Source organism: Rhodoferax sp. GT1R46 (genome assembly GCF_056521285.1).
This window is the reverse complement of the sequence record NZ_JBWMBC010000003.1, coordinates 277,774-294,423: the sequence shown is the minus strand read 5'-3', so window position 1 is coordinate 294,423 and position 16,650 is coordinate 277,774. Positions and strand designations below refer to the sequence as shown.

Genomic DNA, 16,650 nt, shown 5'->3' with positions numbered 1-16,650 from the left:
TCGCATATGCCAGCCTTTACCTTGAATAAAAAAATGAAACGCTTTCTCGCTATCGTTGTTGTCTTGTTGATATTGCCCGCCTCCGCCCATGCTTGGTGGAACAAAGATTGGACCGTGCGCAAACAAGTCACACTCGACACCAAGGCTGCGGGTGTGCCAATTGAGGCTACTTCAGTTCCGGTGTTGGTTCGTCTTTCCTCGGGCAATTTTGACTTTCTGTCAGCCAAAGAAGATGGTGCCGATATTCGTGTGGTGGCGGAAGATGACACAACAGAGTTGAAATTTCACGTTGAGCGCTTCGACAGCGTCAACGAGTTGGCCTTTGTTTGGGTGCAAGTTCCCAAGCTGGCAGGAAGCAACAGTACGCAGCACATCTGGCTCTATTCCGGAAATAAGGAAGCCCCGCAAGCTGCTGACAGCAAGACCAGCTACGACCCGCAGCAACTGATGGTGTTCCACCTGAGTGAGGCGCAGGGCTTACCGCAGGACGCTACGGTGAACAGTAACCATGCCAGCGAAGCCAAGGTGACTTATTCAACGGGCGGTGTGATTGCAGGTGCCGCAAAGATGTCTGGCGATGGCGGCATGGTGGCTGGCAGCCCGGCTTTGCTGGCAGCCAAAGAATTTACTTTTTCTGCCTGGATTAAGCCAGAAAAGGCAGATGGCGAACTGCTGTCAATGGGTGGTTTGACACTCAGCCTAGCTGGCGGCTTGCCAGTGCTGGCAAACAATGGTACGAAGCTTGCCAGCGGTGTAGCTATTGCTTTGAACGGTTGGCATCACGTTGCTGTGACCGCGGGTACAGGTTTTACGCTGTATGTGGATGGCAAGTCAGTGGCTACGGCGGCGGGCGCATTCACGCCGGCGGCCACACTGCGCATGGGCGGTGGACTGGTGGGTGAAATGGATGAGGTACAGATTTCAACTGTGGCACGTTCGGGTGCGTGGTTGGCTGCGCAGGCCGAGTCGCAGGCGCAGACCGGCAAGCTGGTGAAGTATGGCGAAGACAGCACGACGAACAAGAGTGAAGGAAACTCCTACTTCGCCACCACGATGAACAACCTGACCGTGGACGGTTGGGTGGTGGTCATCATCTGCGTGTTCATGTTCTTTATTGCCATTTGGGTGATGGTGGGCAAAGCCATGCTGCTGGCGCGTGTCGAAAAATCAAATGCAATTTTTGCGGAAGAGTTCAGCAAGATGTCACGCGGCTTGGCAGAGTTGGATGACAGCGCCGCGGCCCACACCAGCCAGATGGATGCCTTGGCAAAAACGATGGATGTGTTCAAGCATTCGCCGCTGTACCGCATTTACCACGTTGGCGTGACGGAGTTGAAACACCGCTTTCCGGCCACGGCGGCAGACCAGGGCTTGCCTGTAATTTCTTCTCGCGCGTTCAACGCTGTACGGGCCAGCCTGGATACCCAGCTTATTCGTGAAGGCAGCAAGCTGAACAAGGGCATGGTTCTGCTGACCATCGCCATTTCTGGTGGACCCTTCCTGGGCCTGCTGGGCACTGTGGTGGGTGTGATGATTACATTTGCAGCGATTGCCGCCGCAGGTGACGTGAACGTGAACGCCATTGCACCCGGTATTGCCGCGGCGCTGGTGGCGACGGTCGCCGGTTTGGGTGTGGCGATTCCGGCGCTGTTTGGTTACAACTACCTGACGATACGGATCAAAGGTGTTTCCAACGACATGCACGTTTTCGTAGACGAGTTCGTGACCAAAATGGCTGAGAACTACGGGGGCTGATCATGTCGAAAGTTCAAGACGACGGAGCGGTCTACGACGACATCAACATCACTCCGATGCTGGATTTGTCATATGTGCTGCTGGTTATTTTTATTCTCATGACGACCGCCTCGGTGCAGGGCATCAAGGTCAATCTGCCCAAGGCCAGTAATACGCCGAGCCTGGCCAAGCCGTCAACCAAGGCAATCACCATTACCCAGAACGGAACGCTGTATCTGGATGCGTATCCGGTTGCCTCACTGGCAGAACTGGAATCGCGGTTGGTGGGATACAAGGCCAGTTTGAAGGAGTTTCCAATTGTGGTTAAAGGCGACTCCACCGTGCAGTATGAAAAGGTGGTTGAGGTTCTGGACCTGCTGGGCAAGCTGGAGTTGAACCAGATCGGCCTTGTGACGCAGCGGTTGGTTAAGTGAGCGCGGGTGGCAAACCCACTCGGCGCTGGCGCCGGGCTGTGCTCATCTTAGTGGGTGTGGCGTTGGTGAGCGCACTGCTGTGGCTGTTGATTAAAGAGTTGACTAAACCCGTTGAAGGGAAGAAGAAGCGCGCGGTTCAGGAAATTTCTTTGTTGAAGCCGCCACCTCCACCACCACCGCCAAAGGACCAGCCTCCGCCACCGAAGGTGGAGGTACAAGAAAAGATTGAAGTGCCACGACCAGACCAGGCACCCGACAAGCAGGCGGACGCACCCCCGCCTGGCCCTGATCTGGCGGTGGATGCAGCTGGCGGTGCTGGCGGCGATTCGTTTGGGCTGGTGGGTAAAAAAGGGGGGAGTGACTTGATCGGCAGCGGTGGTGGCAACGCTGGCAGCCGGTTTGCCTGGTATGGCGCGCTCATCAAGGAACGCATACAAGAGCGCATCCAGGAAATGATGACCAAGGATAAGAAGCTGCACAAGGCAGATTACCGAATCATGGTCAATGTGTGGGTGAATGCGGCAGGCACGGTGACGCGCGCGGAATTGATCGATTCGACAAACGATGCAGATATGGATAGCGCATTAAAAATTGCCCTGCGAAATTTGCCCGCGCTTCGGGAAGGTGCGCCAAGTGACATGCCGCAACCCATCAAATTGCGGATTACTGCTCGGTGAAGAGTGGATTTTATTGTGAAGATAAGTGAGTAAAAATATGCAAACCAGACTAAAGGCGACCAGTCTTGCCATAGCGATAGGCATGGCCTTCGGCGTCAGCACCGCGCATGCGGATGAGCGAACAGAGCTGGAAACGCTGCGCCAGACAACGTTGAACCTGATTCAGATTTTGGTACAGCAGGGTGTTTTGACCCAGGAAAAGTCGGACCAGCTGGTCAAGCAGGCGGAGACCAAAGCACAGGAGACAGTGGCTGCGCAGAAGAAGGCGGATGCGGGTGTGGTGCGTGTGCAATACGTACCTGAGTCGGTCAGAAAGCAGATTACGGACCAGGTGCGTGAGGAGGTGGTAGCACAGGCTAAGGTGGAGCGCTGGGGCGATGCCAATGCGGTTCCGGAGTGGGTGGATCGGGTGAAGTTGGAGGGTGAGGTTCGCGTTGGTTACCAGGGGGACAAGTTTTCCAAGGACAACGCGCCCGAATACTACCAGCAGGTGTTGGGTCAGAACGTAGGCAACACCACTGAGGATCGCGATCGTCTGCTGATGCGGGCAAGACTGGGTGTCAACGCTAAAGTAACACCTGACATTTCAGCAGCTTTGCGCCTGACAACGGGCAGCACGACCAGCCCGGTTTCAACCAGTCAGACCATGGGTCAATACGGAAACAAGTACAGCTTTGTGCTGGACCGTGCTTACCTGAAAGCGCATTCGGATGAGACCTTGCCCTGGTTGACGGTTTCTGCCGGCCGGATTCCAAACCCCTGGTTTAGCACCAACCTGGTATGGAATGATGATTTGAACTTTGAGGGTGCTGCAATACAGATTGATCCGAATGCGCAGGGCGCGAATGTATGGCGTCCGTTCGCCACGCTGGGGGCTTTTCCGTTGCAGGAAATTGAGCAGTCCAGTTCGGTGAAGGTCCAAAGCAAGTGGCTGGTGGGAGCACAGGTAGGTGCTGAGTGGGTGCCAGACAACAAGACTCGGGCCAAAGTGGGCTTGGCCTATTACGACTTTCGCAATATCAGTGGAGTTCGCAACCCGTTGCTAAACGATGTTGCCATGAACAAAACCGCACCGGACTTCCGTCAAAAGGGCAACACCCTATTCAATATCGACAATGACGGCAACTCATCAACCAATCTTTACGCATTGGCAGCGGATTACCAGGTGCTTAACCTGACTGGAATGGTTGACTTGAATGTGTCAAATCCGGTGCATGTGATGCTGAGCGCCGACTATGTGGAGAACATCGGATACAGCCGTAGCAAGACCCTGGAACGCAGCGGCATTGATATGGATCCGCAAACCAAGGGCTACCTGGCACAAGTGGCCGTGGGGATGCCAACGATGCTGTTGAAGAATGACTGGCAGATTTCTGTGGCATACCGGTACCTGGAAGCGGACGCAGTGCTGGATGCCTTTACCGACTCAAACTTTCATTTGGGTGGCACAAACAACAAGGGCTTTATTCTTGGCGGGCAGTACGGTTTGGGTAAGAACACCTGGCTGACAGCACGGTGGTTGTCAAGCAACCAGATCACCGGATTGCCGCTGGCTATTGATGTGCTGCAGGTCTATTTCAATGCCAAGTTCTAATGCTGTGCGCGTGCTTGCCCTGGCGCTGATGGCGGGTCTGGTGGGGGGCTGTACAACGAGTCCCCAGCAAACGGCCTATCGTGATCGTCTGGAAATGGGATTTTTGACCCCAGACGATTTGGAGCGTTTTAGAACGCCAGAGCAAGAACAATTCGCGCTGGTTGCGCGCGCAAGCGACACCCGGCCGCTTTATGCCCAGCCAGTGGACTTGGAGCTGATGCAAGCAGCGGGTTCCGGCAATGTGGCGGGTATAAAGGCTTTGCTCGGCAATGGTGCGCAGGTCAACGCCATCGATGCATGGGGTAATAGCGCGTTGCTGATTGCCTCGCGTGAGGGTGAGGTGGAAAGCGTGCGCGTGCTGCTGAAGGCGGGAGCGTATGTAGATGGCCGTGGCGGATCAATGCCCCCCTTAGCAGCAGCGGCTTTGCGTGGTCACACCATATTGGCGCGACAGCTCATTCGCAGTGGTGCGAATGTGAATGCAGTGGGTAGTAACGGCCTGTCTGCACTGATGAACGCGGTAAAACTGAACCATTTAGGCGTTGCAAAGGTGTTACTCGAAGCGGGTGCAAACACGCGCGTCGTGGACCGGTCGGGTGACAACTTGTTGGCAGTGGCGGTAAGCGAGAACTACCCCGGCATGCTTGCGTTGTTGCTGAAGCTTGGTGTAACGCCGGACATGGCGGACGGCAATGGGCTGACTGCGCTGTATTGGGCGGAGCACCTGCGGCGTCCGGACATGGCGCAGCAGTTGCGCGATGCTGGTGCGGACCCGACACGCAGAAAAACCGAGCTCATTGTGAGTCAGCCCTATAACTTTGGAGAATTTTGATGTCGCGTCTATCAGGCTTGCTCATTCCGGTGGTGCTGGCGAGTGCCTTTGTAAGTGGCAGTGCGTGGAGCCAAGACAAAGGGGCCTCTCGGGAGCGGGAATCGCTTCGCAGAGCGCAGCAACAGGTGAAACAGATCGGTCAGGAAAAGGCGGCACTGGAAGAGAAGCTGACAGGTTTTGAGCAAGACAAGGCCAAGCTGTTGGAGGAGAAGGAAAAGCTGATTGGAGGTGCTCAGGCGCGTGTCAAAACGGAAATCGCCAAGAGAGAACAACTGCAATTGGCGCTCAATGCCATGACGCAGGAAAAAGCGACTCTGCAATCGCAAAAGGCCGAAGTGGATCAGCGCCTTGCCGAACTGACCGCCAAACAGGCCGCCACAGAGCGCGAGCTGGCATTGGCAAAGGTGCAAACAAAGCAAACGGAATCCACCCTTTCAACGCGTGACCAGCAGGTCGCCAGTTGCGAGGACAAGAATAGAAAGCTCTATCAGCACGGGCGCGATCTCGTCTCGCAATGCCGAGACCAGAGTGCAACCGATGTCGTGCTGCGCCTGGAGCCCTTCACGGGGATCAAGCGGGTAGGCACCGAGAATGTACTTGAGGAATACCGCGACAAGCTTGACGCGCAGAAGGTTCAAGCGCAGCAATAGGCTTTGTCGCTCAGTGCAGCAAGCTGGCGCAGGTGACGCGATCGCGCCCCGTTTGCTTGGATTGGTACAGAGCACCGTCAGCACGCGCGATCAGGTCCTGTGCATCATCGCCAGTGTGCATCGCTGCCACGCCGCCTGAGATGCTGACTGTCAACACCACTTCGTGGGTGCGACGGTCACGGATCTTCATGGATTTGGTGCGCAGCCGAACGGCATCGGCGAGCGTCACGCTTTCTTCCAGCGTGCAATCGGGTAACAGGATCGCAAACTCTTCTCCGCCATAGCGGGCCACTGAGTGCGCCTTGTTCGAAACACAGGAACGCAGCACCTCTCCCAGCGACTGGATAACGCGGTCGCCCATTACATGACCGTGCGTGTCGTTTACCTTTTTGAAATGGTCAATGTCCAGCATGATCAGGCAGTGCGAACGGTCGGGCATCAGTGGCTGCTCCAGCAATGCCGCAAGTTGCCGATCAAACCCCTTGCGGTTCAGAACCTGTGTCAGTGGATCCATCACCGCTTCATCACGGGCACGCGTCAGATCCACCTGTAGACGCTCGATCTCCTTGCGACTGACTACTACCTGCTCATGGAGCACCTGCGCAGATATCTTCATCTGTGCCGTACCGGCCAGCGCATCCTTCAAAAGTGGCCTCATTTCCGAGGCTTCATTTGTCTTGAGCGCAGCCGTCAATCCGCTGAGCTGCTCACCAAAGGCGCCCGCCCGGTCACCAGTGTGAGAGGCACTGGCGGCTATGCCGGTCATCATGCGCTGCAGTTCTCCGCTGATGCGCTGCATCACCACATGATCCACTTCAGAAACAAACTCCCGATAGAGGCGCATGATGGTGTCATCCCCAAGCCGAGGTTCCGTTTGAGTCGCTTTCTCTATGGCCTTCGTGAGCCGGGCGTTCGTGCCAGCGGCAAACTCGTACCAAATAGCGAAGGACACCGGATTGAATGCAGCATCATGCTGTCCCATGATGGCTAGCACTTTGCGCAAAAGCTCGGCACTTTGCTCTTTCGTTTCTTTGTATCGCAAAAAAATTCTCCGGCGTTACTACTAATCTGGGCGCATGCAACCAGTCAGGATCATGTTGCAGTGGGTGCCCGCGTGCCGGGATGATGTCGGGTCAGCGTCTCCCAACTTGCCATTGGACCCAGCAGGCGCCGCACACCCATCGGACAGTGCGAATTTGACATCCTCCCTCAGGCGGTTTTAGTTTGTTGCATTTATCGCAAATTCGATGTGGGTGCATGCTTATCCTATTGCCCTGTGTGTTGTAGCAATGGTGCTCGCTGATGGTGACAGCGCTATGACATCGTCGCGCTTCTCCACTGAAGGAATCATGCCGCCCACGAATTCACACATATCAACACATCCAGCGCACCGCGCTGGTCGATCTGGTCGCGCAGGCGGGTCAGCAGGGTTTCATCGGCCTTGCTGCCGTGGTTCTTGGCAAGACCTTCGGCGTACAGCCAGCCGTATTGGCTGAGGCACTGGCATATCTCGACCTCGAAGCTGATCTCTTTTTGCAGACGCATTCTTGTGAACTCCCTTGGTGCCGCGCTATTTTGTTTGACGAGTTAGAACCCGTCACGGCAGGCCATTGCGTGACATTCTTGCCAAATTTTGCCAAACGCATTATTCTTGCGCCATGACCACCATGAATATTTCACTGCCTGACACCCTGAAGTCCTTCGTTGATGCGCAGGTGTCAGAGCGTGGCTATGGCACCAGCAGCGAGTATGTACGGGAGTTGATCCGTACCGATCAGGATCGCCGTCAGCTGCGGGATCTGTTGTTGCAAGGTGCCAGTTCTGCTCCAGGTGAGGCTGTGGGCGCCCCCTACTTTGATTTGCTGCGTCAGCGGGTTGCCCGCAACGCCAAGGCGGGTGGCAAGGTTTGAGTGTCAAGCCAGTCGTTCCCCGCGCACAAGCCAGTGGGGACGTGGAATCGGCCATTGACTACTCCTTGGCCGAGGGGGCAATGGACGCGGCACTGGGCTTTATCGATGCACTGGAACAAGCCTACGGGCATCTCAGCCGCAACGCTGCAACTGGTTCGCCCCGCTATGCGCATGAACTGGGTTTGGCAGGCTTGCGAGCTTGGCCATTGACGGCCTATCCGTATCTGGTGTTCTATCTGGAACGTGACGACCATATTGACGTGTGGCGGGTGCTGCACACTCGGCGCGATATTCCGGTGCGAATGACCGAGCCAGAGAGCCATTGACGCAGACTGAATAGGGCCGTAGCCCCCGTGGAACATGCGCGAGCAGCTAGCGTTTTGATAGCGACTGGGTTCAAGCAGCCACCGCGTCCCGCACGTCTAGCCGAAAGCAGCACCCGGCTTCCAAGGCCGTCGGCACGCTCACAGCAGACACAGGAGCCAACGCAAACGATCCTTCTGGGTCACCTGCTGTGAATGCCAGTGCACCTTGGGTCATTGACCCCGGGCTTGTCAAATGGATGCAAATCCCCCAAACCAAGGAGCAGCCGTTGTTGCGTGAGTGCATTCCGCCCTATTGCTGGCGTACGACCGAACTGCCCAACGGGTGTGAACTGAGATACCTCGGCAAGGAAGACGTCACGACACTGGTTCCGTGGCTAAGTCGGGTTGCGTCGGTTGTGCAGGATCGCGTGTGAATCCAGTCGACCCGACGGCTCTCCGGTGAGAAATTTCAATTTGCAGGAACCCCATTTTCACTATCGGCGCGCTGAGAACGCAATAACTTATGCCGCGTGAACGGCTTGGCACGCCCGGACACCGCCAACGCAAACTTCACCTCCAGGTCGTGACTTGGCAGATAGCTGGCGGCACCGGAATTGAGTGCCAACAAAAGCAGCAGCGGCGAGACCCGTGCCAATTTTGAATGCTGCCAATGGTCTTGAAGGGCTCCAACCGTTGCATAGCTGACCAGCAGTCCAATGGCCCAGGCTGACCACACCTCACTGGCGCTGTGCGCGCCCAGCACGATGCGTGATACGCCGACTGCAACCGCCACAGCCAGCCCCAAAAAGAACCCGGCGCTTTGCAAACGCGGTGAACCCTGTGGTGCATGGATCCTAAACAGCACGGGGTACAGGCATGTGGCCAGCAACGCGTGGCCACTGATGCCGGTAAAGTTCAGGGTGGCAATGCCCAGACCCCAACCCCAAAAAAGACATTTGGTCAGCATCGCAACCGATGCGGCCATGAGTACGGCCAGTGCCCAGCGCGTGGCCAATGCCCGTTGCGCTGACCAGAGTCCAATCAGTTGCGCCGCAAACACTGGCAGCACCAAACCGGCGGCACCCAAGTGCGTGACAGTGCGCCACCAATAGTCTGTAGTGGCTAAAGAAAGTGGACTCAGGTCGGGCATCTGCAGGCCCCGGATTCTTTAACGGGGCAATTTTGGTTGTGGGTCATCGTGTCCAGCACAGCCAAGGAAATTCTGTTCACAAGTTCAAGGTAGGTTCATAGCACAACCGAAAAGACGTATTTTGGGTCATTGGCTTGGGTTGGCGAGCCTGATTTTGACGCAGTTACATGGCTTGCTGAACGCGCCTTTGCTCGACTAGAACGCGCTTTCCTGTACAGGCTTACGGTTCCAGAACTTTGGATCAACATTGCGTTCGCGCCTCTCCACTGAAGGAATCATGTCCCCCACGAATTCACACGTATCAACCTCCATCTTTAGTTCAATAACCATAGAGTCATCTGACCCGTATCGGTCGCGCAAGTCGTGATAGAGACTGATCAAATGCGTGAGGCGTCTTGACATAGTGCATCCAACTCATTGGCTCAAACTCACCAATGTTTTTCCACTTTAACCCAATATCCAAACGGGTAGGGTTGATTCATCCATATCGTTTTGGAAAAGAAGTGATTCGAACCCGGTTTGTCATCAAAGCTTCATCCGGGTGGAGGATGCTGTAGCTGCGGCATTTCGCCGCCACCATACTATTTTCGGGTACTCCATGACTAAAGACCACACTCAAGAAGTTCAAGTAATCACCGCGGGGGACCTCGTCTCAGAGGACTTCGAAGACGAATTCGAAACTGCAGCCGAATACCACCGTATGGCTGCACGCCATTTTTCAGCGGCAGCCAAACACCATTTGGCTGCAGCAACGGCCGACGACGAAGGCGACAACGACGCAACTGCGCGCCATGCATTCCAGGCTTACCGTCATCAGCTCAATGGGGTGCAATACGCTGAAATTGCGGTAATGGACAATGAAAGTTTGGAAGATGAATTTGACGAAGTGGGTGATGGCGACGCCGAAAACAGTTGATACCGTTCCTGCAGGTATCCATGACCTTAGGCTGCATAGCCCAAAACGGCGAAAAAGTGGCAGCTGGTTCCTGCGACGACAAACCCGTGCCAGATGGCATGGGCGTACCGAATGCGGGAGTCCAGTACAAAAAAGATGACCCCTGCGGTGTAAGCGAGTCCACCAGCCAGCAGCCAAACGAGACCTTCGGTGGGGACGCGTTCAACAAGTGGCACTGCGGCAATTAGGACCAGCCAGCCCATCCCGAGGTACAGTCCCGTGGAAATCCAGGGATGCGACAACTTGTCAGTGGATTTCAGTAAGACGCCGACCAAAGCAACAGACCAAACTAGCCCCAATAGCGTCCAGCCCCAAGGACCATGCAGAGCGCCCAGCGCAAAGGGTGTGTAGCTGCCAGCAATGAACAGAAAGATGGCGCAATAGTCAAGTCTCAGCCAGACGCGTTTGGCACGGCCTTCCGGCAGCGCGTGGTAAAGCGTCGAGGTCAAATACAGTAGCACCATCGTAGCGGCGAACACCACTGAGCCGATAAAGCTCTTGTTGTTCCAGTCCCGGGAGGTTGCAATGAGAACTGGCGCAGCACCTACGGCAGCCAACAGTCCAAGACCATGGCTCACGCTGTTTGCAATTTCCTCTCCCAGACTCTGGACTCGCTTGGTCATGCAACGATTGTGGCCCCCCATTGTGAATCGCAGATGTCAAAATGAGGTAAGCGTTCATTCCCATTGATTCACGCGTTCCCGTCCAGGACTCACCATTGCCTGCAATGACTTGCCGCTTCAGAACGCCAGTGCACTTCGGTGCCCGCGTTGGAAAAGTCTGCTTCATGGGCATGAATTCGATTCAATCTTTCATGAAGAGTGGCTGAGGCCTTTGCGTTCCGTCAATTGCTTGAGGCATCCGGTCTGGACTTTTTGATACCAGCGGTGCATTCTTTGCCGTGGGAATTTAGGGTGTTAGCGACGAGTCTGTTCGCGCCAGCATCGGCAACCCCCGTCATGTCATGTCAACGAATCCGAGGGGCGGTTCACGCGCGCAGATTGAACAATATGAAGCCAGATGCACGAATTCACCATCAGCAAGAAATCGAACTCAAGCTGGCTTTTCCCGCATCCGATCCCTCGAGCTTGGAGAAGCGCCTGGCCCGCATGCCCATGTTGGCGCGGCGCAAGGTGACGCACCTGCAACTGCACAGCGTCTACTACGACACACCTGATCAAGTCTTGCGCCGAAAAAATGTGTCCTTGCGTGTTCGGCACAATGGCAGTGAGACACAGTCGCAGTGGCTGCAGACCTTGAAGATCGGTGGTCGCAACGACTCGGCACTAAGCCAGCGCGACGAGTGGGAAGCGCCAGTGCCCAGTGATCTGCTGGCGTTGCACGCTCTCAAAGCGACGCCATGGTCAGATATCGATCCGGATGGAACCGTTTTTCGGGCGATGGTGCCCTGTTTTACGACAACATTTGACCGAACGAACTGGCAAGTTCGCAGACGCGATGGCAGCGTCGTGGAGGTATCGCTGGACGTTGGAAAGATTGCGGCCGGCGATAAGAGCACCTCCCTTTGTGAGTTGGAGATTGAGCTATTGGCAGGCCTGCCTGCAGCGTTGTTCGACATTGCCCAACAGATCGCAAACACGGTCGCGCTGACGCCGTTAAACACAAGCAAGTCGGAGCGCGGATACGCTTTGGCGCAGGATTCTCTGTACGCACCCTTGCGCGCGCGGCCACCGACATTGACATCCAAAATGCTGTTGTGCGATGCCGCGCAGCGCGTGCTCCGCGAAATGTTTTGCCAGTTCACCACCAACCTCAACGCGCTACGTACGTCGGATGACCCAGAAGTGGTGCACCAGGCCCGGGTGGGTTGGCGACGCTTCAAAAGCGCTTTGCGACTTTTCAAGCCTGTCCTTGCGGCAGGTGGTGTGCCGTCATATGAGTCACTGCGGCCGTTTCTGACTTTCCTGGGCGAGTTGCGGGATCTCGATGTGGCCCTGAACGAAACGCTCCCTGCATGGGCTGACGATTACAGGGCCGGAGATCCCCGGAGAGAAGAAAAGTGGCAAGCGATGACGCAGGCACTGGCGAATGCGGCTGACCTCAGTCGGAAATCCATTCGTTACGCGCTTGAAGTTCCGTCATTGGGTGCGAATCTGCTTGCCATCACGCAATGGATGGAAGCGCTGTCAACGTCGACGGGGAAGGATGAGTCAAGCCGCGACAAGAAAACATCCCTGCGCCCTTGGGCGAGGCGCCGCATTGTTCGCCTGCATGGCCAATTGAAGGTCGCCCTTCGGGATGTCGGCAACCCTGTTAGCCAGCACCGTGCTCGCATACTGGCCAAGCGGTTGCGCTACGGCATCGAAGCACTGCGGCCCCTGTTGCCCACGCATCAGACCAAGCGCTGGTGCGCACAGGCCACGAATCTCCAGATGAGCATCGGATCGATGCGCGACGTCATGCAAGCGGGTGTACTCGCCGCCAAGGCAGAAGCAGACTCTGGAATAGTCGAATTCTTGCGTGGTGTGGCGGTGGGCATGGAAGGGTCAAAATGAATTGACGTTGGCCGCAGCCAACTCCGTCATATCAAGGGAAAATACAAATTGATTTTCTCCAAAAAATAAGTGCGGCCGTTATGATCAGGCCATTCTCAATGGTGTCTTTTGTATTTAGAGGTGTCCAATGCATGCTATCAAGGAAGCCCGGAAACTGATCAGGCGCAATCCTTTGGATCCGTCAGTCAAAACGCTTGCCAAGCTGATTCTGGCCCTGGAATCGGAAGTGGAATTTTCCATTGCAAGCATCTATCAACTTGACATGGAACACTTCAAACTGGCAATCGAAATTCTTCGTGAGTGGCGGCTTGATCGCTACTATGCCGGTAAGGCGAAACTCTTTGACACCGCCATCCAGGTGATCCATATCACCGAATAGTTTTTCTTCTGATGAGCGTCATCGCGTCAGAATGTCCAGTGGCTGTGGATCCCCCTTCCGTTCTCACCCCGTCAACGGTTCCGCATCATTCGTTGCCGCGTTTAGGATGATGCCAGTCAGAGCTTCGCAGCAGCGAGTCAGCAAACATGCCAACACGCCAACATGTGCAGCTGAACATAGCTGGCAACGCCTTGTTACCGTAAATCAAATCAAGGACTAACGAGAAATCGCAAGTCTTTTTTTTGTCCCATACGTGTCGCGCCGCCGACAAAAAACGCGATAAGCTCCCGCGCATGCGAAGCCAATCACCCCAGCCATGACACTGCCCACACCCCGGCTGTCCATCCGCACTTGGCTGATTCTGCTGGTGCTTGCTTTCGTCTTGCCGCTTGGCACTCTGCTTATCCAGCATTTGATCGTCGAGGAGGATGAGCTCGCGCGTGCAGCTGCCTATGCGAATGTGCAGGAGTTGGCACGCTCCACTGCGGCAAGGCTTGAATTGACCTTGCGGGATCACGAGGCCATGTTGAGTCTGATTGCTACGGAGTTTCGTGGCAATCCACCCGTCCGTGCGCGCCGATTTCAGCCAGCGCAGTTCATGGATATACACCCTCAGGTTATCAATCTCGCTGTGCATGACCTGCATGCCAACAACATTTACTCCTATCTGAGTAGTTCGGCATCTGCGGAAAGTGCGGCGCAGGTTCCCTGGATTCAGCAGGCCCTTCGGGATGAGACGTTCACAGCTGGAGACGCATTTTTTGGGCACCTGAGCGGTCGCTGGGTGTCGGTGTGGCGCCACCCGGTTTACGGCGAGGACGGCGTACGGACCGGAATCGTCAGTGCGTCTATTGATTTGCTGCAACTGAACGCGCGTTTGCTGAAGGCGCCAGTGATTCCCAATGGGTTTTCGGTGGCGGTACTGGATCGGGAGGGAAAGTTTCTTGTGCGTTCGATTGATCCGGAGAAATGGATTGGACAACCTGGTCTCGATGTAGGCACTTCTTTGGATACCGCGCAGCACGAAGGGCTTGTTGCCGCGCGCAGTGTGGAGGGCATTGAAAAAATGGTGGCGTTTGTCACCCTTCCGGCTACCGGATGGCGGGTGGTGGCCGGTGTGCCTGAAGCGCAGGCCATGGCGGGCTATCGCGCAAGACGCGATCAGGGGCTTGCTCTGGTACTTGCAATCGTGCTGTTGGTGCTTGTGCTGGCGTGGCGTATCGCGTCGGCTATTGCCAATCCGATTCGGGCACTGGCTGAGGCCGCGGCCAAGGGGGCGCAGGGCGGCAGTCTGGTACGGGTTGTACCGTCCGGTCCTGCGGAAATTGAGTTCGTCGGACGCCAGTTCAACACCATGCAGGATGCGCGAATGCAGACCGAATCAGCCTTGCGGGAGTCTGAATCGCGCTGGAAATTTGCGCTTGAAGGTTCCGGAGATGGCTTGTGGGACCGGAATATTTCCGATAGTACGCTCTATGTATCTGCCCGGTATAGAGAAATTCTGGGGTATCAAGATGGCGAGGTAGGCCCAACGTTTGAGCAATGGTCTGGCCTCGTACATCTGGAAGATTTGCCGGCCACAATAGCCTTGCTTCAGAGCCTTTTAGAGGGGCGATCCGAGTCATACACCGCGGAGTATCGAATGCTGTGCAAGGACGGGAAATACAAGTGGTTTATTTCCCGCGGCATGGTGCTCAGTCGTGATTTGGCAGGCAAGCCACTTCGCGCGGTGGGCACATTGAGTGATATTTCTGAACGCAAACGTGTGGAGGCTGACCTGCGCATCGGTGCAACTGCGTTTGAAAGCCAGCAGTCCATGTTTATTTTGGACGAAAGCAGAAAGTTCATCCGCATCAATCGTGCGTTTTCGGAGATGTTGGGCTTCACGATAGACGAAGTTTTGGGAGAGACACCAGAAATTATTGTGTTTTCGGATCGTATGGACCCAAAAGCCCATGATGCCATTTGGGCGCACATTGCCCTTGATGGTGAATCCAGTGATGAAATCACCGTGCGACGCAAAACGGGCGAACGGATTGCCGTTTGGTCGACTTTGACGATCGTTAAAAACGACACCGCGAAAATAACCCACTATGTGGGCACGCTCACCGACATTACCGACCGCAAGCGCCTGCAGGTGCAACGAGCGGAGGAAGAACTGGCCCAGAGAGATGTGCTGGTGCGTGAGGTTCACCACCGCGTCAAAAATAGTTTGCAGGGGGTCGTGGGTATTCTGCGCGAGTTCGGGCGTAACCATCCTGAGACCATGGAGCCTATTTCCCAGGCAGTGGGGCAGGTCCAGAGTATTGCGGTAATTCATGGTTTGCAGGGCAGATCGACGCTGGACCAGGTGCGCCTGTGTGAACTGACAGTCGAAGTTGCAGCTGGCATTGATTCCCTTTGGCATACCTCCATCAATGTCGCTATTCCTGCCCAATGGGTGCCTTGTCTGATTACCGAAGCCGAGGCCGTCCCGGTTGCACTCGTGCTGAACGAATTGATCCTGAATGCGGTCAAGCACGGCGACACCGCATATGGTGGCGTGACGGTCACACTGCAAAAAGGTGAACGTCCATGCATGGTGCGCATTTGCATCATGAACGGCGGCATGTGGAAACCTGTAACGCGAGGCGCGCATGTGGGCCTGCAATTGGTTGATAGCCTGATGCCGCGCGATGGCGCTAAACTGATCCGAGTGCTGCACTCGGACAGCACTTGTACAACACTCGAACTAGGTCCGCCCGTGATTTCCCTTGAGATTGTTGAGCCAATATGAGCAAAGCAGTTCTCGTGTCTGATCGCACCCATTTGTTGTTGGTGGATGACGACAGGTTGATCTTGTCCACGCTTGCCAGCGGCCTGAAACATGCGGGCTATCAGGTCAGCACAGCCGAGTCTCAGGAGGATGCCGAGGCCATTCTGCAGGGTGGCGCGCGACCGGACCTCGTCATTCTGGATGTGCACATGCCGCAGTCTGACGGCTTGGCCCTGGCGACCAGGCTTTCTGACTTTGATCACATTCCTTTCGTCATGTTGAGCGCGTATAGCGACAGCGAAACGGTGGACAGAGCAACCGCTGCGGGTGCGCTGGGGTATTTGGTCAAGCCGATGGACACCCACAAGATGATTCCCGCCATTGAGGCGGCCCTTGTGCGCGCAAGCGAACTGCGAGCGTTGAAGACCGCCACCGCGCAATTGCAGAGCGCCTTGAATGCCGAACGCGATGTCAATGTGGCTGTAGGAATCACGATGGTGCAGTACCGATTGGGCCGTGCCGCCGCTTTCAATATGTTGAGAACTGCGTCACGGACGCAACGTCGAAAGTTGGTCGATGTAGTGACCGATGTGGTGAACGCAGTTGAAGTACTGCACCGCGTCTGATCGGGGGTATTTTGTTTTGCTTCAGATTATTATTGCGTTAAGATGACTTGCATCAAGCGACCCTGATTTTGTCGCTTGGTGCTCATTGAAGCCTTGAACCCGCTTCGTTAACTTGCTTGTTTGCTCTTTGGTG

At 55.6% G+C, this 16,650-nt stretch carries 18 protein-coding genes; 14 read left to right on the top strand and 4 right to left on the bottom strand.

Going from position 1 to position 16,650, the window contains the following annotated elements:
- Positions 1-33: 33 nt before the first annotated feature.
- Genes AC097W_RS09975 through AC097W_RS09950 form a run of 6 tightly spaced genes read left to right on the top strand, consistent with a single transcriptional unit; the run spans position 34 to position 5,921 of the window.
- A complete protein-coding gene (locus tag AC097W_RS09975; protein ID WP_479602347.1) occupies positions 34-1,755 on the top strand; it encodes a DUF2341 domain-containing protein in 1,722 nt (573 codons plus the stop codon).
- 2 nt (positions 1,756-1,757) lie between these two features.
- Positions 1,758-2,168: an ExbD/TolR family protein gene (locus AC097W_RS09970; RefSeq protein ID WP_479602346.1), complete on the top strand. Its 411-nt coding sequence runs from the start codon at positions 1,758-1,760 to the stop codon at positions 2,166-2,168.
- A gap of 38 nt (positions 2,169-2,206) precedes the next feature.
- The gene (locus AC097W_RS09965; protein WP_479602345.1) at positions 2,207-2,845 is read left to right on the top strand and encodes a TonB C-terminal domain-containing protein; all 639 of its coding nucleotides are present in this window, start codon (positions 2,207-2,209) and stop codon (positions 2,843-2,845) included.
- A 37-nt stretch (positions 2,846-2,882) separates the two neighbouring features.
- The gene (locus AC097W_RS09960) at positions 2,883-4,439 is read left to right on the top strand and encodes a putative porin (RefSeq protein WP_479602344.1); all 1,557 of its coding nucleotides are present in this window, start codon (positions 2,883-2,885) and stop codon (positions 4,437-4,439) included.
- Positions 4,426-5,271, top strand: a complete 846-nt coding sequence (locus AC097W_RS09955; RefSeq protein WP_479602343.1) for an ankyrin repeat domain-containing protein — start codon at positions 4,426-4,428, stop codon at positions 5,269-5,271. Before AC097W_RS09960 ends, AC097W_RS09955 begins: the two co-directional genes overlap by 14 nt.
- A complete protein-coding gene (locus tag AC097W_RS09950) occupies positions 5,271-5,921 on the top strand; it encodes a hypothetical protein (protein WP_479602342.1) in 651 nt (216 codons plus the stop codon). The genes AC097W_RS09955 and AC097W_RS09950 overlap by 1 nt, the downstream gene beginning before the upstream one ends.
- 10 nt (positions 5,922-5,931) lie before the next feature.
- On the opposite strand, the gene AC097W_RS09945 is transcribed toward AC097W_RS09950, so the two are convergent.
- Together AC097W_RS09945 and AC097W_RS09940 are read right to left on the bottom strand one after the other, a co-directional pair.
- The gene (locus AC097W_RS09945) at positions 5,932-6,963 is read right to left on the bottom strand and encodes a GGDEF domain-containing protein (protein WP_479602341.1); all 1,032 of its coding nucleotides are present in this window, start codon (positions 6,961-6,963) and stop codon (positions 5,932-5,934) included.
- A 305-nt stretch (positions 6,964-7,268) separates the two neighbouring features.
- Entirely contained in the window at positions 7,269-7,466 is a 198-nt protein-coding gene (locus AC097W_RS09940; RefSeq protein ID WP_479602340.1) for a hypothetical protein, read from the bottom strand.
- 113 nt (positions 7,467-7,579) lie between these two features.
- Between AC097W_RS09940 and AC097W_RS09935 the strand changes: the two genes are divergently transcribed.
- The 3 genes from AC097W_RS09935 to AC097W_RS09925 all read left to right on the top strand — a co-directional run bounded on the left by AC097W_RS09935 (position 7,580) and on the right by AC097W_RS09925 (position 8,570).
- A complete protein-coding gene (locus AC097W_RS09935; protein ID WP_479602339.1) occupies positions 7,580-7,831 on the top strand; it encodes a type II toxin-antitoxin system ParD family antitoxin in 252 nt (83 codons plus the stop codon).
- Positions 7,828-8,157 carry a type II toxin-antitoxin system RelE/ParE family toxin gene (locus tag AC097W_RS09930; protein ID WP_479602338.1) on the top strand — a complete coding sequence of 110 codons (330 nt, stop codon included), beginning with the start codon at positions 7,828-7,830 and terminating at the stop codon, positions 8,155-8,157. Before AC097W_RS09935 ends, AC097W_RS09930 begins: the two co-directional genes overlap by 4 nt.
- A 236-nt stretch (positions 8,158-8,393) precedes the next feature.
- Complete coding sequence (locus tag AC097W_RS09925; RefSeq protein WP_479602337.1) at positions 8,394-8,570, top strand: hypothetical protein; 177 nt, start codon at positions 8,394-8,396, stop codon at positions 8,568-8,570.
- 35 nt (positions 8,571-8,605) lie between these two features.
- On the opposite strand, the gene AC097W_RS09920 is transcribed toward AC097W_RS09925, so the two are convergent.
- Positions 8,606-9,286, bottom strand: coding sequence for a phosphatase PAP2 family protein (locus AC097W_RS09920; protein ID WP_479602336.1), 681 nt, complete (start codon positions 9,284-9,286; stop codon positions 8,606-8,608).
- Positions 9,287-9,884: 598 nt separating this feature from the next.
- Between AC097W_RS09920 and AC097W_RS09915 the strand changes: the two genes are divergently transcribed.
- On the top strand, positions 9,885-10,202 hold the full coding sequence (locus tag AC097W_RS09915; RefSeq protein WP_479602335.1) for a hypothetical protein: 318 nt from the start codon (positions 9,885-9,887) through the stop codon (positions 10,200-10,202).
- 26 nt (positions 10,203-10,228) lie between these two features.
- Here AC097W_RS09915 and trhA read toward each other — a convergent pair whose 3' ends face one another.
- Positions 10,229-10,864: a PAQR family membrane homeostasis protein TrhA gene (gene trhA / locus AC097W_RS09910; protein WP_479602334.1), complete on the bottom strand. Its 636-nt coding sequence runs from the start codon at positions 10,862-10,864 to the stop codon at positions 10,229-10,231.
- A 387-nt stretch (positions 10,865-11,251) separates the two neighbouring features.
- On the opposite strand from trhA, the gene AC097W_RS09905 reads away from it, so the two are divergent.
- From AC097W_RS09905 to AC097W_RS09890, 4 genes are all read left to right on the top strand, one after another.
- Positions 11,252-12,757, top strand: coding sequence for a CYTH and CHAD domain-containing protein (locus AC097W_RS09905; RefSeq protein ID WP_479602333.1), 1,506 nt, complete (start codon positions 11,252-11,254; stop codon positions 12,755-12,757).
- Between the two features lie 127 nt (positions 12,758-12,884).
- Positions 12,885-13,136: a hypothetical protein gene (locus tag AC097W_RS09900; protein WP_479602332.1), complete on the top strand. Its 252-nt coding sequence runs from the start codon at positions 12,885-12,887 to the stop codon at positions 13,134-13,136.
- Between the two features lie 316 nt (positions 13,137-13,452).
- Positions 13,453-15,912: a PAS domain-containing protein gene (locus AC097W_RS09895; RefSeq protein ID WP_479602331.1), complete on the top strand. Its 2,460-nt coding sequence runs from the start codon at positions 13,453-13,455 to the stop codon at positions 15,910-15,912.
- Positions 15,909-16,517, top strand: a complete 609-nt coding sequence (locus AC097W_RS09890) for an ANTAR domain-containing response regulator (RefSeq protein ID WP_479602330.1) — start codon at positions 15,909-15,911, stop codon at positions 16,515-16,517. The genes AC097W_RS09895 and AC097W_RS09890 overlap by 4 nt, the downstream gene beginning before the upstream one ends.
- The last annotated feature ends 133 nt before the right edge of the window (positions 16,518-16,650 follow it).

Excerpts from the sequence above, each read along its gene's own strand:
- trhA (WP_479602334.1), bottom strand. The coding sequence starts at position 10,864 with ATGACCAAGCGAGTCCAGAGTCTGGGAGAGGAAATTGCAAACAGCGTG.
- AC097W_RS09940 (WP_479602340.1), bottom strand. The coding sequence starts at position 7,466 with ATGCGTCTGCAAAAAGAGATCAGCTTCGAGGTCGAGATATGCCAGTGC.
- AC097W_RS09890 (WP_479602330.1), top strand. The coding sequence starts at position 15,909 with ATGAGCAAAGCAGTTCTCGTGTCTGATCGCACCCATTTGTTGTTGGTG.
- AC097W_RS09950 (WP_479602342.1), top strand. The coding sequence starts at position 5,271 with ATGTCGCGTCTATCAGGCTTGCTCATTCCGGTGGTGCTGGCGAGTGCC.
- AC097W_RS09920 (WP_479602336.1), bottom strand. The coding sequence starts at position 9,286 with ATGCCCGACCTGAGTCCACTTTCTTTAGCCACTACAGACTATTGGTGG.
- AC097W_RS09900 (WP_479602332.1), top strand. The coding sequence starts at position 12,885 with ATGCATGCTATCAAGGAAGCCCGGAAACTGATCAGGCGCAATCCTTTG.
- AC097W_RS09895 (WP_479602331.1), top strand. The coding sequence starts at position 13,453 with ATGACACTGCCCACACCCCGGCTGTCCATCCGCACTTGGCTGATTCTG.
- AC097W_RS09935 (WP_479602339.1), top strand. The coding sequence starts at position 7,580 with ATGACCACCATGAATATTTCACTGCCTGACACCCTGAAGTCCTTCGTT.
- AC097W_RS09905 (WP_479602333.1), top strand. The coding sequence starts at position 11,252 with ATGAAGCCAGATGCACGAATTCACCATCAGCAAGAAATCGAACTCAAG.
- AC097W_RS09960 (WP_479602344.1), top strand. The coding sequence starts at position 2,883 with ATGCAAACCAGACTAAAGGCGACCAGTCTTGCCATAGCGATAGGCATG.
- AC097W_RS09915 (WP_479602335.1), top strand. The coding sequence starts at position 9,885 with ATGACTAAAGACCACACTCAAGAAGTTCAAGTAATCACCGCGGGGGAC.
- AC097W_RS09955 (WP_479602343.1), top strand. The coding sequence starts at position 4,426 with ATGCCAAGTTCTAATGCTGTGCGCGTGCTTGCCCTGGCGCTGATGGCG.
- AC097W_RS09925 (WP_479602337.1), top strand. The coding sequence starts at position 8,394 with ATGCAAATCCCCCAAACCAAGGAGCAGCCGTTGTTGCGTGAGTGCATT.
- AC097W_RS09975 (WP_479602347.1), top strand. The coding sequence starts at position 34 with ATGAAACGCTTTCTCGCTATCGTTGTTGTCTTGTTGATATTGCCCGCC.
- AC097W_RS09970 (WP_479602346.1), top strand. The coding sequence starts at position 1,758 with ATGTCGAAAGTTCAAGACGACGGAGCGGTCTACGACGACATCAACATC.